Below are 22,726 nucleotides of genomic sequence, written 5' to 3'. Positions count from 1 at the left end.
TTCTTAAATGTATTTCGAAATTACACTATAAAAATCTTCTGGAACAAAAGGTTTCGTAATAACGTCATTCATCCCAAAAGACAAAAGCATTTCTCTGTTTTCATTCAACGAAATGGCAGTAAGTGCTATGATTGGCGTTACAGTGTCGAATTTTCTGATTTTTTGAGTGGCAATCGTTCCGTTGATACCAGGCAAATGAACATCCATCAAAATCAAATCGTAGTTGTAATTTTGGCACTTTTCTATCGATTCTTCACCGTTGTCTATTATTTCACATTGCATACCCTTGTTGGCTAACATTTTTTTGGTTATCATTTGGTTAATTTTATTGTCCTCAACCACCAGTATTTTTTTGTCAAAAAATGCAGCCGTATTTACTTCTTTGGATTTTGTGTTGTTTTCGCGCGGTTTTTTGCCAATTTTAAATGGTAATTCAAATGAAAAGGTTGATCCTTCATTTACCTTGCTTTTTAGTTTTATTTGTCCACCCAGTAACGTTACTAATTTTTTTACAATTGTTAGTCCTAAGCCAGTCCCTCCATATTTTCGATTGATATCTATTGATCCTTGTGAGAAGCTATCAAAAACGGAATTGATTTTATCTTCAGGGATACCGATACCACTGTCTTTTATTTCAAGATATACTTGCGCCTTTTTCTCTATTGTAGCAACTAGTTTCGCAGTTACAACGACCTCGCCGTTATGAGTAAATTTTAAAGCATTATTGATTAAGTTCAATAAAATCTGAGATAATTTTGTAGTGTCTCCTATTAGATAATTAGGAATGTCAGGATCTATGTTGAAATTAAAATTATTTTCATTTTCAAGCGCCAATTCCTTTAGTGAACTCTGAATGTTCTCTAATAATAATTTAAGATTGAAAGTAATGTTGTCGATTTGAGTTTTATGAGAGTCTATCTTGTTGATTTCCAAGATATCATTAATGAATTTTGTTAGATAATTGCCCGAAAATTGCAAGGATTCGAGGTAGTGCAACTGAGATTTTTTAGGGTTTTCTTCTAGTAATAAATGTGTAATACCATTAATGGCATTCAAAGGAGTTCTAAGTTCGTGGCTAACTGTAGATAAGAATTCAGCCCTTGCATTCGAGGCTTTTTCGACTTTTTCTTTAGCAATAATTAGTTCCTTATTTTTTTCCTCTAATAATTTATTAGATTGAGTTCGGATAATATTGTTTTTATATAAAGACAAACTCAATAATGATAAAATCGAAATGAGCGCAATGGCAAGAATACTAATTAGTTTCGAAAATTTATTTGCTTTTTCTTGCTCCTTATTTTTCTCCGTCATCTGCTCTAATTCTTTGAGTCGTTCAGATTCTTTGAAATGTTCATAATCATCAACGCCAAGTTTTTCGTTGTCAGCAATTGAAATGCTTTCTTCTAAATTGGTATGTTGTTTCAAATACGAATAAGCGGCGTTTTTATCTAGCATTTTCTCATGAACCGTGCTTAATGCAGATAGAATTGATGATTTTTGTTCCAAATTATTGTTTTTGGAATTCAATTCTAGCGCTTTTGTGAAATAGTTTAAAGCTAAAATATTTCTGTTCTGCGTCATTTCAATTGTACCTATTTGGTACAGGGCTTCCGTTTTGCTGTTTGAGATCAGTTGATTATCAGGTTTTGCGATTATCGTGCTAAAAATATTTGATGCTAAACCAAATTCATTTTTAGATTTATATATAATCCCTTTTTGAAGGTTTAAGGCTTCTGATGTATCAGTAATTTTTAAGACGTCATAGAGTTTTTGGGTTTTGTAAAAAGCAATTTCGGCATTATTAAAACTTCTTTTCTGCATATAACACATCCCAAGGTAATAATAGGATAAGGCATAATTATTAGTTGCGGATAATGTTTTGAAGTAGCTTAAGCTATTATTAAATGATTTTATTGCATCGTCATATTTTTTTACTTCAAAATACAGTTTTCCTAGGTGATAGGTCTCGTTTGCTAGTGCCTCGATGTTATTATTCTCTTTAGAAAAATGTATTGATTTTTGAGTATATAGAAGAGCGTCTTTATATTTATTTGCTTTAACGTTGGATTCACGTAGCTTACTATAATAGCCAACACTATCTACTTTCTCGATAGAAAATTGGTTCTTCTGAGAGAATGAAAATGTACTGATTAATAAGGCAATTAATACAAATGATTTCATTAGTTGTTTGGTTTTTCTTATGAAAAGAAAAATAAAGGTATGAAATTATTTTTAATTTGTTAAAATAATTAAATCTATAATTCTCGATGAATAACCAATCTCATTGTCATACCAACCTACGACTTTTACCATTTTATCAATGACTGATGTCAGTTGTGCATCAAACAAACAGGAATTTCTATTGCCAATTATATCCACAGAAACGATAGGATCTTCTGTATATGCTAAAATTCCTTTCAAATTCGTTTGGGAAGCCAACTTGAAAGCTGCATTAATTTCATCAATACTCACAGCTCGTTTTACATTGAAAGTGATATCCGTCAAAGAACCGTCGGGGACGGGAACGCGGATACCACAGCCTCCAATTTTGCCTTCGAATTCCGGAAATATTTTGGTCAAAGCTTTGGCTGCTCCTGTTGTCGTTGGAACGATAGATTGACTCGCACCACGAGCGCGACGCAAATCTTTGTGAGGCTGATCGTGTAAACTTTGGTCGGTGGTATAAGAGTGAATTGTAGTAATATACGCTTGTTCAATTCCGCAAAGTTCGTTGATGATTTTTATCATCGGAGCGGCGTTGTTTGTGGTGCAACTGGCATTTGAAATTATAGTTTCAGTGCCGTCAAGAATGCTTTCGTTGACACCCAAAACTACTGTTTTTATTTCTTCCACTTCTGAAGGAGCAGAGAGAATTACTTTTTTGGCTCCAGCCAAAATATGAGCGTTGATTTCATCGAAAGTTCTGTATTTTCCAGTCGATTCGACTACAACATCAATGTTTGCAGATTTCCAATCGAGCTTAGAAATGTTTTTCTCGTGAAAAAATAAAAAATGTTTTCCGTCAACGATGATTCCTTGTTCATCATATGATACCACGTAAGGTAAAACACCGTGAATACTGTCGTATTTGATTAAATGTGCCATTGTTTTGGTGTCGGCAATATCATTTATAGCGACAACCTCAATGGTAGGATGGTTCAGAAGAAGTCGAAATAAATTTCGACCAATACGTCCAAAACCGTTTATGGCAATTCTTGTTTTCAATATTTTTTGGTTAATTGCTTAACTGGTTACTCATTTAACCGTTTAAACTCTTTTATAAAATATGTTTTTGCGCTTTGTACGAAGAACGTACCAATGGTCCGCTTTCAACGTGGCGGAAACCTAAATCCAAACCAAATTTTTCGTATTTGGCGAATTGCTCTGGGGTGATAAATTCCTTCACAGGCAAATGTTTTTTGCTTGGTTGTAGGTATTGACCAATGGTTACGATATCTACTTTGGCGTCATATAAATCGCGCATTGTTTGGAAAACTTCTTCTTCCAATTCGCCAAGGCCTAACATAATACCGGATTTAGTTCTATTGATTCCTTGTTCTTTCAAGTATTTCAAGACTTCCAAGCTTCTATCATATTTGGCTTGAATGCGGACCTCACGAGTTAATCTTCGAACGGTTTCCACGTTGTGTGACACCACTTCTGGATTGGCTTCCACGATTCGGTCAATGTTTCTTTCGATTCCTTGAAAATCGGGAATAAGGGTTTCGAGTGTTGTATTTGGGTTCATTCTTCGAATGGCTTTTACAGTTTCAATCCAAATAATAGAACCGCCATCTTTCAAATCGTCTCTGTCCACGCTTGTGATTACAGCGTGTTTGATGTTCATTATTTTAATAGAACGCGCTACTTTCTCTGGTTCATCCCAATCTACAGTTTCGGGCCTTCCGGTTTTTACACCGCAGAATCCACAAGAACGCGTGCAGATATTTCCCAAAATCATAAAGGTTGCCGTTCCTTCGCCCCAGCATTCGCCCATATTCGGGCAACTTCCTGAGGTGCAAATGGTGTTTAGGCTGTATTTATCTACTAAACCGCGAAGTTCTGTATATTTTTGACCGATTGGGAGTTTTACTCGCAACCATTTTGGTTTAGCTACGCTCAATTCGGCTGCGCCTCGGGTGCCAGTAGGTAATGCATTCTCTAAAATAGTTTCCATAAAGTATTTTTTGAAAGCGCAAATATAAGTAAAGTAGATTTAGGAATGAGATTTTGTGTATTGGGATTTTTGATACAGGAATTGGGATTTTATATTAAAAATAAAGGAAACGGAAACCACTCATTCTGCAATTGTTTGAGCGTGAACACCTAGGTGATTTTAGTCCAAAATTGTGAATATCTATTTCAAAAATGATGTTATTTTTTATCTCTACAATCTATCTTTGGCATCCTTAAAAAATAAATAAATTATGAGTGGAATGTGGTACGAATGCAAAGTAAAATACAGAAAAACAGATGATATTGGCGCACAAAAAGTTACAACCGAACCGTATTTGGTAGATGCCTTGTCCTACACAGAAGCGGAATCCAGAATTAGCGAAGAAATGAAAGCTTATGTTAGTGAAGAATTTAAAATCACGAATATAAAAGTGGCGAATTATGCCGAGATTCATCCTTTCGAGAATGCCGATCGTTGGTTTAAATCCAGAGTTTCTTTGATGGCTTTTGACGAAGAAAGCGGGAAAGAGCGCAAGACCAATATGTATTTATTAGTTCAGGCTAATGATGTAAAAGAAGCTTTTGACAACACCATCACTGTGATGAAAGGCACTATGGGTGACTATACTATTCCTGCTATTTCAGAGTCCCCGATTGTGGATGTTTTCCCTTATTTCTCTGGTGAAGAAGACGAATTGGAAGAAATGGAAAAGTTCAATGCACTTAAAGCTTCCAGACCTGAAAATATTTTGGAGGAAGTAGAAGATACAATGGAATTTGATGCTGAGCTTGTAACGGAAGCGTCTTGATTTTAAAAACTGTTCTAAAAAAACAACCACTAATTCGCAAATTATATCAAGAACTCGCTGCTTCATAATTTGCGAATTTGTCGTTGTCGCCAATTTATCAATTGCTTTTTCTAATAAATCATAACCAGTGCATAAGGCGGCGAACCGCAGAATTCATCATTAGCTGAAACAGCTTATATGCCATATTGAAATGGCGCCCTACATAAAAAAACGATTAATCTTCGATAGCTTGTTGAATAGCTTCGGGTTCAAATAGTCCTTTTTTCATTTTATATCGCACCCAAAAGAAAGCAAATACCGCTGTGACTCCAATAAATATAGCTACGTTGATAAATACATTTAATCGCAATTCGGGACTTGGTGAATTATTGATAAACGCATAAGTCATTCCTAATATTCCAATAATTTGCACAATAGGGAACCAGGGAGATTTGTATGAACGTGGGTAGTTGGGATATTTCTTGCGCAATACCATTAAATCGATGTGCGTAATAATGTAAGCAAGTAAATAACAACTTGCTCCCGAAATAACGAGCATCAATAAACCATCTGTACTTTTTTTGAAAAGTAGAATAGCAATTGTTATTATAGTCGCAACAACTAATATGCCAATCCATGGCGTTCTCCATTTTGAATGCAATCTCATAAAAATGGGCGGCAACTGTTTGTGATGAGCCATACCATATAATAATCGTGGTGTTGTTGCAAATCCAGTGCTGATAAAACCACATGTTGTAGTGATTGACAAAATGAGAATAACTATTTTACCTGCATTTCCAAAAATCGCTTGTCCTAAAACTAAATGTGGAATATCTGTCTTGGTGAGCTGTTCTGCAGGTACAAGTTTCATTGCTACAAACGCCACCAAACTGTACGCAAACAACAAAACGATGCATGCGGTGAACATTGCTTTTGGAATATGTCTAACTGGATTTTTAGCTTCTTCAATAAAGTCGCACACCATTTCAAATGCGATAAAGGGCCAAAGTGCTGCCAGTACTAAAGTAAATACAGAACCATTAGGATGAATAAAATCTTGTATTATCTGAGCAGGTGGAGTTCCTTGATTATTGAATGTTCCTATTCCGGCAAATCCGATGACTACCAGCGTCACCAACATTGTGAATGAAATGATACTTTGTACAGAGGCAAACAAATCAATACCGAAAATATTGAGAAGTGTAAATGTCCATACAATTACAAGAGCAACTATTGTAAAAGAGCTTGAAGTTATTGTATCGAGAACATTATGCAACAAAAGCAGTTCAGCTAATGTTCCAAATGCCGTTGGTGCAACGTAAGCCGATAGTGATGCAATAATTGCTGGAAAATGTCCAACAGAAACGGCGGTGTAAGTACTGATGCTTCCTGCTTTTGGCATCATCAAGGCCAACTCGGAATAAGTTGATATGTAACATAAAGCTATGATAAAAGCAATTAGAATGGCAATGAAAAAAGTCCCACCACCTAAGCCTGCACCCTGCAATATTGAAACAACAGATGTTTGCGAAACTACTATTCCAATGGTTATTATGAATAATGAAGTAAGACCTAATACTTTCTTGAGACCTTTTGTTAGGATAGTTTTTTCGTTCATCAATTACATTTATTTTTGCAAAAGTAAGAAAGAGTGTTGAATAATATAGCACAAAACGTTCCATTAGTAGTCAAGGGTAGAAATTAATAACCCTTACTATTATAGTTATTCATAATATTTCAAAAATAATACAATCTTTCAATCAAGCCAATTGCCCTGATGAATTGAAGAAGCTGTTAGGCACATTATTTTTTGTTGTCATTTATCTCACAATTTTTCAAAATATGAAAAAAGAGGTTCTTTATGTGCAATTCGAATTTCATTTCCGCTTTTCATTACTATAACCGCCCTTCCTTTTAAGTTAGGTTTTCGCAAAGAAGGGTTTAGTTTAGTCTCATCGATACTTGAAGATAAGAAACCATCCTTCATTCTATCGTTGTCTTCACTAATGCAAAAAGCTTTTGGATTAAGGCTATTTTGTGTGCTATTTAAAATTTTGTCAATATTGTTTTCACTTTCAAACAATTCATAACCTAATTTTGATTTATCACCAGGTACTGAGGAAAGTTATTGATTGTAAATAGAATTGAAATTATGAAGAGGCTTTTTAGGCCTCTTTTTGTATATATTATTGCTAGCTCGAGCGTCACGCTCGTGCCCATTACAAATTTATAGTTTTACTTTTGTTAGTGTTCACGAGCTAGAAGCTCGCGCTAGCTTGGGGTAATAGCTTTCTCTTTGGATATTTGGTTTAAGTTTTAAAACTCGAAGTTAGCCCCAAAAAAAGTCCAAGAATTAAAATTTCAAAATTAAATATTTTAAGATTTGTTTTCACTTTTATGTCATTTCTTAAGGGATTGTGCTTAAATTCTTTATATGTGAAACAAACCTTCGCAAATATGCCTAATATTGGGCATATTGGCGAAGGTTGCCTTCGTTTTATTCTTGTTCTTCAAAAGTAAAAGATATTCATAAAATAAACCGCGAATTCCGAAATTATACGTTAAATACAAGGCTTCATAATTTGCAAATTTGCGGCTAAATAATCTATCGAGCAGGAACTGTTTATCGAATCGCTTTGACAAACTTCTCAATACTTACGACCCCGTTCTCCGTTAGGTTTTTGATAAAAGCACTTCCTATAATTGCACCTTTGGTAAATTGGGTGGCTTGGTTGAAGGTTTCCCGATTGCTGATTCCAAAACCAACAATTTGAGGATTTTTCAGGTTCATATCGGCGATGCGTTTGAAATACTCTTCTTGTGTACTTCCAAAACCGGATTGCGAACCGGTTACACTGGCCGAGCTTACCATATAAATGAATCCGTCCGAAACGCTATCGATAAAACGAATGCGCTCGTCTGAGGTTTGTGGCGTAATCAGGAAGATGTTTTTGAGTCCGTATTTGTCGAAAGTGGCTTTGTATTCGTCAGCATACACATCAACCGGAAGGTCAGGAATGATTAAGCCATCGATACCAATTTCGGCACATTGCTGGCAGAAATTTTCCACGCCATATTGCAACATTGGATTGAAATACCCCATAATTACCAAGGGAATCGAAACCGTTTTCCGGATGTCTTTGAGTTGGTCAAACAAAACTTGGGTGGTCATTCCGTTATACAACGCTTGAGTCGAACTTTCTTGAATGGTTGGGCCATCGGCCAATGGATCACTGAAAGGCAAGCCAATTTCGATCATATCCACACCATTTTTTTCTAAATCTTCGATGATTTGAACGGTATCGTTTAGGTTGGGATATCCAGCAGAGAAGTAGATGGAAAGGATTTTTTTTGGTTCTTCTAATTTTAGATTTATTCTGTTCATTTGTGTTTTTTCAGAGCTATGATATCTTTATTTTTTAATAAAATTAAAAGTGCGTTAAATTGGCAGCGCTATAGGCCCACGCTTTTTGGTTGGAATGCAAATGTACTTCAACTCTTTTGTAATGCATTCCTTCGTACAAATCAGCTTGTTGCAGTTCTTTTTCTGTAACGTTGTAAACAATTCCATCGATGAAATCTTCATCATTTCCTGTTTCGACGATTACGGGATAATGCACAATACCAAATTCTTCTTCGATTTGAATTCTTTTCAATGCGTAGCCAATTAGTTTTTCTGGGGTTCCGTGTAGTACTCGTCCAAAAAGGTTTTCCTGAACATCGTCATGTTGCAAGGTACCGTATGTGAATAATTTTATCATAGTCCACTATTCTTTTAAAGTCAGTTATAATTTAAAGTAATCTATATAGGTATTCAAATCTTTGTCGCCACGTCCTGAGAGATTGATGACCACTATATCTGAAGGTTTGAATTTTTTTTCATCTAAAACAGCAAAAGCATGGGCGCTTTCAATTGCAGGTATCAAGCCTTCTAATTTCGACAACTGAAGTCCCCACTGCATTGCTTGATCATCGGTAATCGAAATAAATTCAGCTCTACCCGAAGCAAATAAATGGGCATGCATTGGACCAACTCCAGGGTAATCTAATCCAGCAGAAATTGAATAAGGCTCGGTGATTTGGCCGTCTATAGATTGCATCAAAAGGGTTTTACTACCGTGAATTACTCCAACTTTTCCCAAAGCCGATGTGGCAGCACTTTCGCCAGAATCAACCCCTAAACCTGCTGCCTCTACAGCTATAATGTTAACGTCCGATTCGTCTAAAAAATGATAAAATGCACCTGCAGCGTTGCTTCCTCCGCCAACACAGGCTATCACATAATCAGGGTTTTCTCGACCTTCTTTTTCTAATAATTGTTCTTTAATTTCTTTAGAAATTACACTTTGAAAACGCGCCACCATATCAGGATAGGGATGAGGTCCCACAACCGATCCAATGATATAATAGGTATCAACTGGATTGTTTATCCAATCGCGAATGGCTTCATTAGTAGCATCTTTCAATGTTCTTGAACCCGAAAGTGCGGGACGAACTTCTGCACCTAACATTTTCATTCTGGCTACATTTGGCGCTTGGCGTTTGATGTCTATTTCACCCATATAAACAATGCATTGCAAGCCCATCAAAGCGCAAACGGTTGCAGTAGCAACTCCGTGTTGACCTGCTCCAGTTTCGGCAATGATTCTGGTTTTGCCCAAGCGTTTTGCTAGTAAAATTTGTCCAATGGTATTGTTTACTTTATGAGCGCCGGTATGGCATAAATCCTCTCTTTTGAGGTAAATTTTAGTATTGTATTTATGGGATAAACGCTCCGCAAAATATAGTGGTGTCGGACGACCTACATAGTCTTTTAGCAAAGCATCAAATTCTTTTTGAAATTCAGGTTCTGCAGTAACTTTTAAATATTGTTGGCGTAATTCCTCGACATTAGGGTATAACATTTCAGGTATGAATGCTCCACCAAAATCTCCGTAATAGCCTTTTTCGTTAACGTGATAACTCATTTATTTTTATGATTTAAGTTGCAAGTTTTCCTTGAAACTATGTAATAACTCTATGTTTTTTAGTCCGGGTTCGATTTCAAATTTACTGTTTATGTCGACGGCATAAATTGGTAAATTTGTTTTCAAAATCTCTTGTACAGCATTAATTTCATCCATTCCAATTCCTCCACTTAGGAAAAAAGGCTTGGTTGACGGATACTTTTCTAATACTTTCCAATCGAAAGTGGTTCCGTTTCCGCCGGGTAATTTTCCCTTAGTGTCAAAAAGGAATAAATCACACACCTTTTCGAAAGGTTTTAGTTCTGCAAAGTCAAAGGTATCTAAAATTGAAAAAACTTTTATGATATCTATCAGGTTTGGTATATTTTTTTTTAAGCTTTCGCAAAATTCAATCGATTCTTGTCCGTGCAACTGAACAGCTTGTAAATCGTAAGTATTTATTTTTTCTACAATTTCATCTACTGAGGCATTGACAAAAACTCCAACTTTTCGAATGGATTTTGGTAATTCAGGCATTTCTCCGTCAAAATAACGTGCCGATTTCTCCCAGAATATAAAGCCTATATAATCGGGTAGAAGCGAGCCTACTTCGAGGATATTTTTAGGATATTTCATTCCACAGATTTTGAGTTTCATATTGATTCGGTTTCAAGCCTTTCAGGGTTTTAAACCTTGAAAGGCTTAGTTGTTTAGGTTAATTTTGAAATAAATTCGGTTGCTGCTTTGCCTGCATTGTCGGTTTTCATAAAGTTTTCTCCAATTAAGAAACCTTGGTACCCAAATGGTTTTAGTTCTTGAATGGCTTCTATAGATGAAATACCGCTTTCGGAAACTTTTACGAAGTCATTCGGAATTTTATCAGCCAGTTCCTTGCTAAAATCCAAACTCACTTCGAAAGTTTTTAGATTTCTGTTATTTACTCCGATCATATCCAAAGTAGGCATTATCGATTTTTCTAATTCTTCTAAATTATGTATTTCCAATAGTACTTCAAGACCTAAACTTTTGGCGAATTCCGACAAAATTTTGATTTCGTCACGCGTTAAAACCGCCGCAATTAGTAAGATTAAATCGGCTCCGTGGGCTTTGGCTTCTAGGATTTGGTATTCGTCTACAATAAATTCTTTTCGTAACAATGGAATGTTTACCGATGCTCTTGCGAGCAGTAAATCATCCAATGAACCACCGAAATACTTGCCGTCTGTTAGTACCGAAATTCCGCAAGCACCAGCAGTTTCATATCCTTTTACTACCTCTTCTACTGTGAAATTGTAATTGATTTCAGCTTTAGAAGGGGAACGACGTTTGTGTTCCGCAATGATGCCAGAAGTGCTATTTCTTAAATTTTCACTCAAAGAAATGGTCTTCTTTCCAAAAAAGACCGAAGCTTCCAATTGTAAAACGGGAATGATGGATTTCTTGAGAATGACTTCTCTTTTTTTGTCAATTATGATTCTATCTAATATATTCATTTTTATCTACTTAATTCTTGTAATTTATTCAGAGCAGCCAATCCTTTTCCTAAAAGCAAACTTTCTTTAGCGAGTTGAAAACCTTGTAAAGGAGACCCTCCGTTTACGGTTGCAATTGCCATTCCAGCATTGGCACAAACCACATTATTTTGGGCTTCGGTACCTTTTCCAGAAATGATATTCATAAACATCGCTGCCGATTCTTCAATTGTTTTTCCGCCTTCGATTTCGCTTTGCGATAATTGTCTCACGCCAAAATCCTCTGGTTTCAAAATCCCTTCCATTGTTTTTGTAATAGTCTTGGTTGGACAGGTCAAAGAGATTTCGTCATAACCTGCTAACGAATGCAGAATGGTGAAATTTACTTCGGTGTTTTGATACAAATACGCATACATTCTGGCAAGTTCGAGGTTGAAAACCCCAACCAATTGATTTTTAGGAAAAGAGGGATTGATCATTGGTCCCAACATATTGAAAAACGTTCTTATTCCTAATTCTTTTCGGATAGGTCCTACGTTTTTCATTGCAGGATGAAACAAAGGAGCATGCAAAATACAAATTCCAGCTTGGTCGATACATTTTTCCAAAAAATCAGTGTCATTGCTGAATTTCACTTTCAATTTCTCCATTACATTGCTCGAACCAGAAATAGATGAAACGCCATAATTTCCGTGTTTTGCCACTTTAATTCCCGCTCCAGCTGCTATAAAAGCAGATAAAGTAGAAATGTTGAAAGTGTCTTTGCCATCACCACCGGTTCCACATAAATCGATGGTGTTATAATCAGAAAAATCGACCTTAATACACAATTCCTGCAAGGCTTCTCGAAAACCCGAAAGTTCATCTATACTGATGCTTCTCATCATATATACAGTGAGAAAAGAAGCGATTTGGCTTGGATTATAACTTCCGTTGGAGATATTGACCAATACGTTTTTGGCCTCTTCTTTCGAGAGTATTTCGTGGTTGATGAGCCTGTTTAATATGGTTTTCATTTAATTTTTCTTTTTGTTTTCAGACATATATTTTAAATAATCAACAATTTGCTGCGATTGTTGTTGGCTAAGACCAAGTGTTGGCATTTTTACTTTGTGTCGAAACGAAGCCGGATTCACGATATAATCTACCAGTTCTTTTTCTTTCCAATACTCAGTGACACTCTTTGGGTAATTTAATTCTGGTCCCATCGTGCCTCCAATTCCGTTTAGCGAATGGCAAGTTAGGCATTGCTTTTGAAATAAATTATAACCCGCTTCCAATTTTCTGTCTTTTAGCGGATACAATTCCAAAGTTGATTTATGCAATGGTTCCAAATAAATTTTTATCAAATTATAAGGCCATTTGTATTGGCTATCTTTTTCTGAAACAGAAGGATAAACGATATAGAAAGGTGCTGCATTCATTTCGTTTCCATCTTTTAGGATGGTTTCCCATTGCTTTCCTTTCGGCGCATCCATATCCTCGAATGCTAAATATGGTTTTGCACTTAAAAATAGTTCCAAAGGCATTTCAGGTTTGTACCCATCGATACATTCAAATACTATTTTGGTGTTTTTGGGATCAATTTTGGTTAAATCAATTTCATTTTTAATAATTGCTACTGCACTAACTCCTTTGTACTTTTTTGCTTTGTGATAAACCGGGTCATTAACAATAGTAACAATTGTATCTTTTCCTAGTTTGTTTTTTTGCTGTAAATCCAATAAATCCAGCTTAATTTCGGTTGGAATAGTAGTTGTTTTTTCTGCTTTTAGCTCCTTTTTTTGATTACAAGAAAAGAGCCCAAAAATGAAAAGGCAACTGATTATACTATGGATTTTGATTGTTTTCATTTATTTTTTTGTAATCGATTTGATTATCAATGTACAAACGTTGCAATGTAGAGACGTTGCATTGTACAGACGTTGCATTGCAACGTCTCTACGATTTCAACCAATTTTCTAGAATTTTCTTTCCATTAGGTGTCAAAACGCTTTCAGGATGAAATTGTACACCACGCACATCAAATGTTTTGTGGCGCAATGACATTACTTGTCCGTTTTCGTCGAATGAAGTCGCTTCGAGAACATCAGGTAAATTGGCATCAACTACCCAAGAATGGTAACGACCTACCTCGAACTCGTTTCCTAATCCTTCGAATAAAAGCTCATCATTTACCGAAGTTTTTACCATTGACGAAACCCCGTGATAGACTTTATCCAAATTAGAAAGTGTTCCTCCAAAAACTTCTCCGATAGCTTGTTGTCCCAAACAGACTCCAAGAATACTTTTGGTTGAAGCATATTTAGCAATAACCGGTTTCAATAAGCCTGCTTCATCAGGGATTCCAGGTCCTGGCGAAAGCAATATTTTATCGAAATGGCCAATTTCATCGATATCGAATTCATCGTTTCTATAAACTGTAACCGCACAATCTAAATCTTCTAGATAATGCACCAAATTATAGGTAAAGCTATCGTAATTGTCTATGACTAGTATTTTCTTCATTTTGTTTTTAATTAAAGTTTTAGTTTCTGGTTGTTCCTTAACACTAACCCCGATAGCTATCGGGACTGAACACTGATTACTTTTTTTAAATTGTTTCTGCCAAATCCAATGCTTTATTCAGCGCTAATAATTTATTGTACACTTCTTGCATTTCACTTTCTTCGTCAGAACTTGCTACAATTCCAGCTCCTGCTTGCGAATGCAATTGGTGGTTTTTGCTCAAGAAGGTTCGAATCATAATCGCGTGATTGAAATTGCCTTCAAAATCCATAAAACCGATGGCTCCACCATAGAAATTACGATTTGTTTTTTCGTAATCTTCAATCAATTGCATTGCTCTATGTTTCGGAGCTCCGCTTAATGTTCCAGCTGGGAAAGTATCTGCCACCACTTGCATTGCTGTTGCTTTTTCGTGCAAATGTCCTGTTACTTTAGAAACCAAATGAATCACGTGCGAGAAGAATTGAATTTCTCTATATTTTTCTACTTGAACATCGTGTCCGTGACGGCTCAAATCATTTCGGGCTAAATCGACCAACATTACGTGTTCGCTATTTTCTTTTTGATCTTCGGATAATTTTTTGGCTAGAATAGCGTCTTTTTCGTCATCACCAGTTCTTCTGAAGGTTCCCGCGATTGGATGAATTTCGGCTTTGCGGTTTTTGACAATAATTTGAGCTTCGGGCGAAGAACCAAAAATCTTGAAATCACCATAATCAAAAAAGAATAGGTAAGGGGAAGGGTTGATGCTTCTCAAGGCTCTATATACATTGAATTCGTCTCCTTTGAAACCTTGGGTGAACCTTCGAGATAAAACCAATTGGAACACATCGCCTCGGTGACAATGCTTTTTAGCTAAGGCAACATTGAACTTGAATTCTTCGTCGGTCAAGTTAGAGCTACCCTCGCCATCACGACTAAATTTATAAGAAGCAATATTTCGAGATTGAAGTAATTGTTCGATTTCGAATATGTTGTCTTTTCCGCCTAAACTATGACAGAAAATGTAAGCTTCATTTTTGAAATGATTAATAGCAATAATGTTTTGATAAACGGCATAAAAGACATCGGGAATAGTAGTTTCCTCGTCTTTTTTGGCGATTGTCACTTTTTCGAAATAGCGAACCGCATCATAAGAAATGTACCCAAACAATCCGTTATTGATGAATTTGAAATCATTTTTATCTGATTGAAACTGACCTGAAAAATCCTGAATTACTTGTGGGATATCGATTTTTGAGTCAATTAAAATGGTTTCGGTAGTTCCGTCAGGAAAGATTTTGTGTATGGTTTCATTTTCAATTTTGATCGATGCAATAGGGTTGCAACAGATATAGGAGAAACTATTATCATTTCCGTGGTAATCGCTACTTTCTAAAAGTAAGCTGTTAGGAAACTGATCCCGAATTTTGAAATAAACACTAACCGGTGTAATGGTGTCAGCCAGTATTTGTTTGTATTTAGTTTGTAATTTAAATGTTTTCATTTTTATGGTTTGATAGGCAGATGGCTAGATCTTCCAATTTATAAATCAAAAAAAAGGCTTGTCGTGATGACAAGCCTTTTATATTTATAGTTTATACTATGGGAGCTTTGTTCACGACTATTGACGTAAATTGTTCCACCACCAAGTATTGTTTGTAATTGTTTTCATAGTATTTTCTTGCACAAATATATAAATCAAATTTGATTAACCAAATAGAAAAAAATAAAAATACTTTTTTTATTGAATTTGTTAAATAAAAAACCCCAACAATTTCTCGTCAGGGTTGATGTGTTTTGTATTGAATTTAATTAGAATGCTAGTTTTACATTTAATTCAAAATCATCGTAAATTGCTTTGTCTCCAAGATTTTCAAAGAAATTTGTTGATTTGTATTTGATATCAAATTTAGTTCTATCGACCATAAATTTGGTAGTAGCAGAATTCGCAGCAACGGTCATATCGAAAGTTACAGGTTTAGTGATTCCTTTGATGGTTAAATCAGCAGTTACCGTATAAACAGTTGCAGATTTAGCTGCGATTTTTTTAAAAGCTAGAGTTGCAGTTGGGAATTTATCAGTTCCAAAAAAGTCATCTGCTTTCAAGTGACCGTTCAATTTTCCTTGGTACTCTCCAGAAAGATCTGTAGCTGTTATGCTTGTCATATCAACAGTAAAGTTACCGCCTGTCAATTTGTTGCCTTTCAAAACTACTGCTCCGTCCTTGAAATTTACTGTTCCGTTGTGTTGTCCTGTTACTTTCTTTCCTAACCATTCGATGCTGCTTTTTGAGACATCAATTTTTTTGGTTTGAGCAGATACTGCTGCTGTAGATAAAACTACTACTAATGCTAATGCAATTGATTTTAAATTTTTCATAATGTTACGTTTGTTTTTAGGTTTATAATTAAATTGTGATAAATAATTCTTCTTTTGATTTTCTAACTTTTTTGTAATGTTGAGTTGCATCATCGCTGTGTCGGTAGCCTATAGGTGCAAGTAAAGTTGCGTTTAAGCCTAATTCATTTAAGCCTAGTATTTCATTTACGTCTGCTGGTGAAAAGCCTTCCATCGGCGTAACATCTATTTTGAGTTCCGCAGCGGCATTCATAAGATTGGCCAAGGCCAAATAAGCTTGTTTTGCATTCCAGATGTTTTTAGCATCACCAGACAATTCATTGATTTTACTTTTCATAAAGCCTTGATAGCCTGCCAAAGTTTCTTTGGCTACACCTCGTGTTTTACTTGTGTTCTCAAAAAAATCATCTATTTGAGCATCTGTTATATCGGTTTGATTCGCGAAAACTAATAAGTGAGAAGCATCTACCACTTGAGACTGTCCCCAAGCTGCTTTCTGTATTTTGGCTCTCAAATCTGGTTTTTCAATAATTAGGATTTTATAAGGTTGCAATCCATAGGACGAACTACTCAAGCGAATGGCTTCCATTAAAATATCTAAATCTTCGGCTGTTATTTTTTTTGTAGCATCGAATTTTTTCGTTGCGTATCTCCAATTCTGGTGGTCTAAAAAGGTATTCATATTGTATTTGATGTTTAATTTAATTATTTCTATATTTCTCTAATAGTTCATTAAGCATTTCCAGCTCTTCTGAATTTAGGTTATTGGCAAATGAGCTTTCGTGCTGTATTACTTTTGGTTCTAATTCTGCTAATAGGTCAAGACCTTTTGGAGTAATTAGAACTTCGATTTTCCGTCGATTTTCTGTACAAACTTTACGTGTAACAAGATTTTTCAATAGCAGCTTATCAACTAATCTAGTTGTATTGCTCGTTTTTGCTAGCATACGTTCTTGTATCAAGCACATATTAGCTGGACTGCCTTTTTGACCTCTTAATATTCGTAACACATTATATTGTTCGCTTGATATTTCATAAGGTTTCAAAATATCATTGAATTTATCGGTCACAACATTTTGCGTGTACAGAATATTTAAGACAACTTTTTTAGAATAATCTAATGTAACTGTGCTTTTTATTTCGTCTTCAATTTTCATATTTGTATATATGTAATTTGTAGATACAAATGTAGTATTATTTATATTTGTATATACAAATTTTATGTTAAATTTTTCCTAAATCAATTCAATAGTTAATTTTTTGAATTTACGATAACGTTTTCTTTGAATTATTGTCGTATTAACAGGTTTGTCTTGCTATTTGTTTTATTAAAACTTCCTATTTTTACAAAAAAATGAAACTATGGATTTAACACAAGAAGATTGGGTTTCACAATATGAAGCCGACGATAACGCCGTAATTTTAGACGTTAGAACAGAGAATGAATGCAATGAAGGTATCATTGCCAATTCAATAAATATTGATATTTATGAAGGACAAGGGTTTATTCAAAAAATTGAAGACCTAGATAAGTCAAAAAATTATTATGTCTATTGTCGTTCTGGAGCAAGGAGTGCTAAGGCTTGCGAAGTAATGGAGAGTCTTGGTTTTGATAACGCTTACAATCTGCAAGGAGGAATCCTAGGATGGAGTGGAGATATTGTTTCTCCATAAAGAATTGGCTAACATATAAATTTAAATTAACTTCTAATGAATAAAATTCCTCAGGAATATCAAATTAATGAACCTTTAATTCAAAATACCTATTTAGTAAACGGCGAATTAAAAAAATGGAAAGGCCAAACAACTTCTGTTTATTCCACTATATCTTCAACAGCAGATTATGAGCCTACTTTACTGGGGACGATTCCTTTTATGGGAGAAAGCGAAGCGATGGATGCTGTCGAAGCGGCCGACGCGGCTTACAACAATGGACAAGGTTTGTGGCCAACAATGAAGGTGGTTGACCGTATCAAGTGTATGGAAAATTTTGTTGCGCAAATGAAAGTGACAAGAAGTGAAGTAGTCAAACTTTTGATGTGGGAAATTGGGAAATCATTGTCTGATTCTGAAAAAGAATTTGATAGAACAGTGGAGTATATAGTTGATACCATAGAAAGTTACAAAGAACTAAATGCTAGAAGTGCGCATTTTTCTAAGGTTCAAGGGATCAACGCAATGGTGCGTCGAAGTCCTCTTGGGGTTGTTTTATGCTTAGGTCCTTATAACTATCCTTTAAACGAAACATTTACTTTACTTATTCCAGCAATAATAATGGGTAATCCTGTTATTTTTAAACCTGCTAAACACGGAGTTTTATTAATCTCTCCACTTTTAGAAGCTTTTAGAAGTAGTTTTCCAAAAGGTGTTATCAACATATTATACGGGCGTGGCCGTGAAGTAGCTTCCCCAATTATGAAGTCGGGTCGTGTTTCGATTTTAGCTTTAATTGGAAACAGTAAATCGGCGATTGCTTTACAAGATTTGCATCCAAATAAAAACAGATTGCGATTAGTTTTAGGTTTAGAGGCAAAAAATCCCGCGATTGTATTGTCTGATGCTAATTTAGACTTAGCGATTGATGAATGTGTTTCAGGATCGTTATCTTTCAATGGGCAGCGTTGCACTGCACTCAAAATAATTTATGTTCACGAAAATATTGCCGAGGAATTTAACAAGCGATTTACAGCCAAAGTGGATTCTTTAGTTTATGGGAACCCTTGGGATAAATCGGTTTTTTTAACTCCATTACCTGAAAAAGAGAAGCCGGATTACATTCAGGAGTTGATCGATGATGCCACTAGTAAAGGAGCAAAAGTAATTAATACCAAAGGAGGTTCCCGTACCGAAAATTCAATTTTTCCAGCTGTCTTATATCCAATAAACAAAACTATGAGGGTGTATTCTGAAGAACAATTTGGTCCGGTCGTTCCTATTATTACTTTCAAAAACATTCAGGAACCTTTGAATGATATGGCAGAGTCAAATTATGGGCAGCAGGTTAGTTTGTTTGGGCAAAACAGTAAAACCATTGCTCCGCTTATTGATACTTTGGTTAATCTGGTAAGTAGAGTGAACTTGAATAGTTCTTGTCAAAGAGGACCCGATGTGTTCCCATTTACAGGAAGAAAAGATTCCGCTGTGGGAACATTGAGTACTCACGATGCGCTTCGTTCTTTTTCTATAAGAACATTCGTTGCTTCAAAAGACAATGCGTACAATAACGAAATATTACAAGAGTTATTAAATAGCAAAGAATCAAATTTTATTAATACGGATTATATTTTATAATATTTTTTGCATCAGAATCGAAACCGCAACTGTTTATGCTTTTGCGGTTTTTTTTGGCATAAAATCCCCCTATTTTTCAACTATATTTTGGTGAGTTACGGGCAATATATAATAAAATGCACAACTGTTTGGAGCCTCGATGATCTTAAAAAAATGATTTATTACAGCAATCGTTATAAAAGTGTATTTTTATAAAAAATTCGTGATAATTATAGTGTTTTTTTGAAAAAACTGTAGTATCTTTACTATGTAAATTTTAAATTTTGAAACAATGAAAAGTAATTATTTGTTTTTAGTAACGATCGCATTACTGTTTTTCGGAAGCCAGACTATTGTCGCTCAAAAAAGTTGGGCCGTTCCGGAATATACGAAGGGTTTGAAGAATCCATTTGCTGGAAATAGCAAAGCAACTACCGAGGGAAAAATCATATACGAACAAATGTGTGTTTTATGCCACGGAATTAGCGGAAAAGGAAATGGAGAAGCTGCTTTGCATTTGGATAGCAAACCCGCAGATTTTTTGGCCTTAAAAAATATCCCAAAGGAAACTGATGGGGAGATTTTTTGGAAAATTACAGTAGGAAAACCTCCAATGTCCTCTTATGATGAATTGTTAACCGAAGATCAACGTTGGCAATTAGTAAATTATATTAGAGAACTGAACAAGGCAAAATAATTTTTTTTAATCATATTAAGGGGTCGTTTCAAATGCGAAATGACTCCTTTTTTTATTGGTAAGCCAATCAAAAAATAATAATTTGAAGCTGATAATTATAAAAGGCAGGCGCACTTTTGAACTTATATTTTTTATATATTAGCATTGAATATCATCGCAATTAGTAATTTAAATTTACATACAATGAAAACTACAACTCTTTCTTTATTGCTTTTAGCCTCATTAGGACTTTTTAGCTGTAATAAAAATCAAAAAAATCCTGCTGAACAGGCTTTAGAAGAAAAACCAGTAAGTACGCAGTGCTATATTTCTATCTATGAAAAAGATACCGTTAACTTACAAATCAATACTTTGAAAAGTGGTAAGTTGACTGGTACAATGGATATGAAATTGTTAGATATGCCTATAAAAACCGGCAAAATTGCTGGTGAGTTCAAAGGAGATACTTTATTTGTGGATTATAGTTTTGTTCAAGGCACAAACGACAAAGTGGTTTTCAAAAATCCTATGGCATTTTTAAAAAAGGGTACCGAACTTGTTTTAGGTAACGGGGAAATTGTTACTTATTTAGGTGCTTCTTATTTTAAAAAAGGAGTTCCAATCGATTTTGAAAATGTAAAATATAAATTTACTGGGGTAGATTGCCCTAAGTAGGTGTACAGAATTTAGATTAACGACTGAGGCTGTCAACTGCGAAACTTTTGTCACGTAGCAGACGTCACTTCTCTCCTGAGTTGAGATTCCTACGGAATGAAAATCGTTAATCTAAAATCTAAATTTTTTTACCTTCTTTCAAAGATTAGTTTATTTTGAATAATACTTTTTCTTAAACCAAAAGGCTACGTTTACTAAGGCTATCAAGGCTGGAACTTCGACCAACGGGCCAATCACTCCTGCAAAAGCTTGTCCGCTATTGATGCCAAAAACGCCAATGGCAACAGCAATAGCCAATTCGAAATTGTTACCAGTAGCCGTAAATGCAATCGCCGTGGCTTTCGAATAATCGGCACCAAAATGCTTCCCAATAAAAAAACTGAGGATAAACATTATTGCGAAATAAATCACCAATGGAAGAGCAATTCTTAAAACATCAAAAGGGATTTGAACGATTAATTCTCCTTTCAAACTGAACATCAAAATAATTGTAAACAATAAAGATATCAATGTTATTGGTGAAATAAAAGGCACATATTTGGTTTCAAACCATTCCGAACCTTTTAAAGCAATTAGTGTATAGCGGCTTATTATTCCTAATGCAAATGGAATTCCAAGATAGATTCCAACACTTTCTGCAATTTGTCCAATACTGATGTTCACTTCGAAACCAGTATAGCCAAAATAGGGTGGAAGTATGGTGATGAAAACGTAAGCATAAACGCTGTACAATAGTACTTGAAAAATGCTGTTCAAAGCAATTAATCCCGCTGCGTATTCTCTATTCCCATCGGCTAAATCATTCCAAACTACCACCATTGCAATACAACGAGCCAATCCTATTAGGATCACTCCAATCATATATTCAGGGTAGCCATTTAAAAATAATAAGGCCAAGAAAAACATTAAAATTGGACCGACAATCCAGTTCAGAAACAAAGAAGCGCCAAGAACCTTAGTGTTTTTGAATACTTCGCCCATTTGCTCGTATTTTACTTTTGCCAAAGGCGGATACATCATCAATATCAAGCCAATCGCTAAAGGAATATTAGTTGTTCCACTAGAAAAGGAATTGATGAAATTACCACTCGAAGGAATAAAATACCCTATCAGCACTCCAATAGCCATCGCGAGGAAAATCCAAAGGGTGAGGTAACTGTCCAGAAAACTTAATTTTTTTCTTTCGACTACAGGGGCACAATTATTTGCTGACATAGTTATAGGTTTATTTTGGAGAATACATAAAACATTTCGGTTGCAATTTGCAGGCTTCTTTCTTCATATTTTTCGGCTTGTTGTGGTGTATTGTCAAAGGCTTTTGGGTCTTCGAAAGTAATCGGTATTCGCACTTCGGCACCAGCAATAAAAGGGCAACCTTGATCGGCTGAGGAACAAGTTAGAATCGCTGCAAATTCAGTTTGTGGATTAAAATTGTCATCAAATGTTTTTGAAAAACCGATTATTGGATGTTCATTTTCGGCATATTTTATGGCGTAAACAGGATTGCTTCCTTCGGCAATGGTTTTAATTTGAAATCCTTGCTTTTCCAATGTTTTTGCCGCCATTGGAAACATAGCTGTAGCTTCGGTTCCACCAGAATAACAGATCACATTTGAAACGCCATAATGAGCGGCCGCTGTTTGGGCCCAAACTTGGGACAAATGGCTTCGTCTCGAATTGTGAGTACAGATGAGGTTAAGTCGAATTTCTTTGCCACTGCTGACTTTACTTTGTATATAATCTACAAGGGGTTGTAAAACTATTTTGCGATTTTCGGAAATGCTTTCGAAGTTTAAAGTACTAATTATAGTTTCGATTTCTGAAAATAGGGTGGTTTTGGTTGACGTCATTTATTTTGATTTAGTAGTTTAAAAA

Annotated in this window: 24 protein-coding genes; 5 read left to right on the top strand and 19 right to left on the bottom strand. The window is 35.3% G+C overall.

The window, feature by feature from the left end:
- Nucleotides 1-3: 3 nt before the first annotated feature.
- From ACIQ1E_RS02985 to lipA, 3 genes are read right to left on the bottom strand one after another with little or no spacing between them, the layout of a single operon-like run.
- Nucleotides 4-2,181: an ATP-binding protein gene (locus ACIQ1E_RS02985; protein ID WP_396168553.1), complete on the bottom strand. Its 2,178-nt coding sequence runs from the start codon at nt 2,179-2,181 to the stop codon at nt 4-6.
- 51 nt (nt 2,182-2,232) lie between these two features.
- A complete protein-coding gene (gene gap / locus ACIQ1E_RS02980; protein WP_396168551.1) occupies nt 2,233-3,225 on the bottom strand; it encodes a type I glyceraldehyde-3-phosphate dehydrogenase in 993 nt (330 codons plus the stop codon).
- A 52-nt stretch (nt 3,226-3,277) separates the two neighbouring features.
- Nucleotides 3,278-4,177: a lipoyl synthase gene (gene lipA, locus ACIQ1E_RS02975; protein WP_396168549.1), complete on the bottom strand. Its 900-nt coding sequence runs from the start codon at nt 4,175-4,177 to the stop codon at nt 3,278-3,280.
- A gap of 250 nt (nt 4,178-4,427) precedes the next feature.
- On the opposite strand from lipA, the gene ACIQ1E_RS02970 reads away from it, so the two are divergent.
- The gene (locus ACIQ1E_RS02970; RefSeq protein WP_396168547.1) at nt 4,428-4,985 is read left to right on the top strand and encodes a DUF4494 domain-containing protein; all 558 of its coding nucleotides are present in this window, start codon (nt 4,428-4,430) and stop codon (nt 4,983-4,985) included.
- A 214-nt stretch (nt 4,986-5,199) separates the two neighbouring features.
- On the opposite strand, the gene ACIQ1E_RS02965 is transcribed toward ACIQ1E_RS02970, so the two are convergent.
- From ACIQ1E_RS02965 to ACIQ1E_RS02900, 14 genes are all read right to left on the bottom strand, one after another.
- The gene (locus ACIQ1E_RS02965; RefSeq protein ID WP_396168546.1) at nt 5,200-6,582 is read right to left on the bottom strand and encodes an APC family permease; all 1,383 of its coding nucleotides are present in this window, start codon (nt 6,580-6,582) and stop codon (nt 5,200-5,202) included.
- 207 nt (nt 6,583-6,789) lie between these two features.
- Nucleotides 6,790-7,047: a hypothetical protein gene (locus ACIQ1E_RS02960; protein ID WP_396168544.1), complete on the bottom strand. Its 258-nt coding sequence runs from the start codon at nt 7,045-7,047 to the stop codon at nt 6,790-6,792.
- Between the two features lie 540 nt (nt 7,048-7,587).
- On the bottom strand, nt 7,588-8,349 hold the full coding sequence (trpA, locus tag ACIQ1E_RS02955; protein WP_396168542.1) for a tryptophan synthase subunit alpha: 762 nt from the start codon (nt 8,347-8,349) through the stop codon (nt 7,588-7,590).
- A gap of 43 nt (nt 8,350-8,392) precedes the next feature.
- On the bottom strand, nt 8,393-8,725 hold the full coding sequence (locus tag ACIQ1E_RS02950; protein ID WP_396168540.1) for a gamma-glutamylcyclotransferase family protein: 333 nt from the start codon (nt 8,723-8,725) through the stop codon (nt 8,393-8,395).
- A 24-nt stretch (nt 8,726-8,749) separates the two neighbouring features.
- Complete coding sequence (trpB, locus tag ACIQ1E_RS02945) at nt 8,750-9,931, bottom strand: tryptophan synthase subunit beta (protein ID WP_396168538.1); 1,182 nt, start codon at nt 9,929-9,931, stop codon at nt 8,750-8,752.
- Nucleotides 9,932-9,937: 6 nt separating this feature from the next.
- Nucleotides 9,938-10,567 carry a phosphoribosylanthranilate isomerase gene (locus ACIQ1E_RS02940; protein ID WP_396168536.1) on the bottom strand — a complete coding sequence of 210 codons (630 nt, stop codon included), beginning with the start codon at nt 10,565-10,567 and terminating at the stop codon, nt 9,938-9,940.
- A gap of 53 nt (nt 10,568-10,620) precedes the next feature.
- A complete protein-coding gene (trpC, locus tag ACIQ1E_RS02935) occupies nt 10,621-11,403 on the bottom strand; it encodes an indole-3-glycerol phosphate synthase TrpC (protein ID WP_396168534.1) in 783 nt (260 codons plus the stop codon).
- A 2-nt stretch (nt 11,404-11,405) separates the two neighbouring features.
- Nucleotides 11,406-12,398 carry an anthranilate phosphoribosyltransferase gene (gene trpD / locus ACIQ1E_RS02930; RefSeq protein WP_396168532.1) on the bottom strand — a complete coding sequence of 331 codons (993 nt, stop codon included), beginning with the start codon at nt 12,396-12,398 and terminating at the stop codon, nt 11,406-11,408.
- On the bottom strand, nt 12,399-13,235 hold the full coding sequence (locus ACIQ1E_RS02925; protein ID WP_396168530.1) for a c-type cytochrome: 837 nt from the start codon (nt 13,233-13,235) through the stop codon (nt 12,399-12,401).
- 88 nt (nt 13,236-13,323) lie between these two features.
- A complete protein-coding gene (locus tag ACIQ1E_RS02920) occupies nt 13,324-13,890 on the bottom strand; it encodes an anthranilate synthase component II (protein WP_396168528.1) in 567 nt (188 codons plus the stop codon).
- Nucleotides 13,891-13,975: 85 nt separating this feature from the next.
- On the bottom strand, nt 13,976-15,376 hold the full coding sequence (locus ACIQ1E_RS02915; RefSeq protein WP_396168526.1) for an anthranilate synthase component I family protein: 1,401 nt from the start codon (nt 15,374-15,376) through the stop codon (nt 13,976-13,978).
- Nucleotides 15,377-15,684: 308 nt separating this feature from the next.
- Nucleotides 15,685-16,251 carry a YceI family protein gene (locus ACIQ1E_RS02910; protein WP_396168524.1) on the bottom strand — a complete coding sequence of 189 codons (567 nt, stop codon included), beginning with the start codon at nt 16,249-16,251 and terminating at the stop codon, nt 15,685-15,687.
- 28 nt (nt 16,252-16,279) lie between these two features.
- Nucleotides 16,280-16,912 carry an NAD(P)H-dependent oxidoreductase gene (locus ACIQ1E_RS02905; RefSeq protein WP_396168522.1) on the bottom strand — a complete coding sequence of 211 codons (633 nt, stop codon included), beginning with the start codon at nt 16,910-16,912 and terminating at the stop codon, nt 16,280-16,282.
- Between the two features lie 19 nt (nt 16,913-16,931).
- Nucleotides 16,932-17,387 (bottom strand): MarR family winged helix-turn-helix transcriptional regulator, encoded by a 456-nt coding sequence (locus ACIQ1E_RS02900; RefSeq protein ID WP_396168520.1) that lies wholly within the window; start codon nt 17,385-17,387, stop codon nt 16,932-16,934.
- A 205-nt stretch (nt 17,388-17,592) separates the two neighbouring features.
- Here ACIQ1E_RS02900 and ACIQ1E_RS02895 point away from each other — a divergent pair, with 205 nt between their 5' ends.
- The 4 genes from ACIQ1E_RS02895 to ACIQ1E_RS02880 all read left to right on the top strand — a co-directional run bounded on the left by ACIQ1E_RS02895 (nt 17,593) and on the right by ACIQ1E_RS02880 (nt 20,851).
- Entirely contained in the window at nt 17,593-17,904 is a 312-nt protein-coding gene (locus ACIQ1E_RS02895; RefSeq protein ID WP_396168519.1) for a rhodanese-like domain-containing protein, read from the top strand.
- Between the two features lie 36 nt (nt 17,905-17,940).
- The gene (locus ACIQ1E_RS02890; protein WP_396168517.1) at nt 17,941-19,521 is read left to right on the top strand and encodes an NADP-dependent glyceraldehyde-3-phosphate dehydrogenase; all 1,581 of its coding nucleotides are present in this window, start codon (nt 17,941-17,943) and stop codon (nt 19,519-19,521) included.
- Nucleotides 19,522-19,792: 271 nt separating this feature from the next.
- Complete coding sequence (locus tag ACIQ1E_RS02885) at nt 19,793-20,197, top strand: c-type cytochrome (RefSeq protein ID WP_396168516.1); 405 nt, start codon at nt 19,793-19,795, stop codon at nt 20,195-20,197.
- Between the two features lie 144 nt (nt 20,198-20,341).
- The gene (locus ACIQ1E_RS02880) at nt 20,342-20,851 is read left to right on the top strand and encodes a hypothetical protein (protein ID WP_396168514.1); all 510 of its coding nucleotides are present in this window, start codon (nt 20,342-20,344) and stop codon (nt 20,849-20,851) included.
- 150 nt (nt 20,852-21,001) lie between these two features.
- Here ACIQ1E_RS02880 and arsB read toward each other — a convergent pair whose 3' ends face one another.
- Nucleotides 21,002-22,066 carry an ACR3 family arsenite efflux transporter gene (arsB, locus tag ACIQ1E_RS02875; protein ID WP_396168512.1) on the bottom strand — a complete coding sequence of 355 codons (1,065 nt, stop codon included), beginning with the start codon at nt 22,064-22,066 and terminating at the stop codon, nt 21,002-21,004.
- A gap of 2 nt (nt 22,067-22,068) precedes the next feature.
- Nucleotides 22,069-22,701: a low molecular weight phosphatase family protein gene (locus ACIQ1E_RS02870; protein WP_396168510.1), complete on the bottom strand. Its 633-nt coding sequence runs from the start codon at nt 22,699-22,701 to the stop codon at nt 22,069-22,071.
- Nucleotides 22,702-22,726 lie beyond the last annotated feature (25 nt).

It is taken from the genome of Flavobacterium sp. (genome assembly GCF_044348915.1).
GTDB lineage: Bacteria > Bacteroidota > Bacteroidia > Flavobacteriales > Flavobacteriaceae > Flavobacterium.
This window is presented reverse-complemented; position numbering and strand designations above follow the sequence as displayed.

What these genes read in the sequence shown, in the direction of transcription:
- ACIQ1E_RS02985 (WP_396168553.1), bottom strand. Translation starts at nt 2,181, where the DNA reads ATGAAATCATTTGTATTAATTGCCTTATTAATCAGTACATTTTCATTC.
- lipA (WP_396168549.1), bottom strand. Translation starts at nt 4,177, where the DNA reads ATGGAAACTATTTTAGAGAATGCATTACCTACTGGCACCCGAGGCGCA.
- ACIQ1E_RS02970 (WP_396168547.1), top strand. Translation starts at nt 4,428, where the DNA reads ATGAGTGGAATGTGGTACGAATGCAAAGTAAAATACAGAAAAACAGAT.
- ACIQ1E_RS02965 (WP_396168546.1), bottom strand. Translation starts at nt 6,582, where the DNA reads ATGAACGAAAAAACTATCCTAACAAAAGGTCTCAAGAAAGTATTAGGT.
- trpA (WP_396168542.1), bottom strand. Translation starts at nt 8,349, where the DNA reads ATGAACAGAATAAATCTAAAATTAGAAGAACCAAAAAAAATCCTTTCC.
- ACIQ1E_RS02950 (WP_396168540.1), bottom strand. Translation starts at nt 8,725, where the DNA reads ATGATAAAATTATTCACATACGGTACCTTGCAACATGACGATGTTCAG.
- trpB (WP_396168538.1), bottom strand. Translation starts at nt 9,931, where the DNA reads ATGAGTTATCACGTTAACGAAAAAGGCTATTACGGAGATTTTGGTGGA.
- ACIQ1E_RS02940 (WP_396168536.1), bottom strand. Translation starts at nt 10,567, where the DNA reads ATGAAACTCAAAATCTGTGGAATGAAATATCCTAAAAATATCCTCGAA.
- trpC (WP_396168534.1), bottom strand. Translation starts at nt 11,403, where the DNA reads ATGAATATATTAGATAGAATCATAATTGACAAAAAAAGAGAAGTCATT.
- trpD (WP_396168532.1), bottom strand. Translation starts at nt 12,398, where the DNA reads ATGAAAACCATATTAAACAGGCTCATCAACCACGAAATACTCTCGAAA.
- ACIQ1E_RS02925 (WP_396168530.1), bottom strand. Translation starts at nt 13,235, where the DNA reads ATGAAAACAATCAAAATCCATAGTATAATCAGTTGCCTTTTCATTTTT.
- ACIQ1E_RS02920 (WP_396168528.1), bottom strand. Translation starts at nt 13,890, where the DNA reads ATGAAGAAAATACTAGTCATAGACAATTACGATAGCTTTACCTATAAT.
- ACIQ1E_RS02915 (WP_396168526.1), bottom strand. Translation starts at nt 15,376, where the DNA reads ATGAAAACATTTAAATTACAAACTAAATACAAACAAATACTGGCTGAC.
- ACIQ1E_RS02910 (WP_396168524.1), bottom strand. Translation starts at nt 16,251, where the DNA reads ATGAAAAATTTAAAATCAATTGCATTAGCATTAGTAGTAGTTTTATCT.
- ACIQ1E_RS02905 (WP_396168522.1), bottom strand. Translation starts at nt 16,912, where the DNA reads ATGAATACCTTTTTAGACCACCAGAATTGGAGATACGCAACGAAAAAA.
- ACIQ1E_RS02900 (WP_396168520.1), bottom strand. Translation starts at nt 17,387, where the DNA reads ATGAAAATTGAAGACGAAATAAAAAGCACAGTTACATTAGATTATTCT.
- ACIQ1E_RS02895 (WP_396168519.1), top strand. Translation starts at nt 17,593, where the DNA reads ATGGATTTAACACAAGAAGATTGGGTTTCACAATATGAAGCCGACGAT.
- ACIQ1E_RS02890 (WP_396168517.1), top strand. Translation starts at nt 17,941, where the DNA reads ATGAATAAAATTCCTCAGGAATATCAAATTAATGAACCTTTAATTCAA.
- ACIQ1E_RS02885 (WP_396168516.1), top strand. Translation starts at nt 19,793, where the DNA reads ATGAAAAGTAATTATTTGTTTTTAGTAACGATCGCATTACTGTTTTTC.
- arsB (WP_396168512.1), bottom strand. Translation starts at nt 22,066, where the DNA reads ATGTCAGCAAATAATTGTGCCCCTGTAGTCGAAAGAAAAAAATTAAGT.
- ACIQ1E_RS02870 (WP_396168510.1), bottom strand. Translation starts at nt 22,701, where the DNA reads ATGACGTCAACCAAAACCACCCTATTTTCAGAAATCGAAACTATAATT.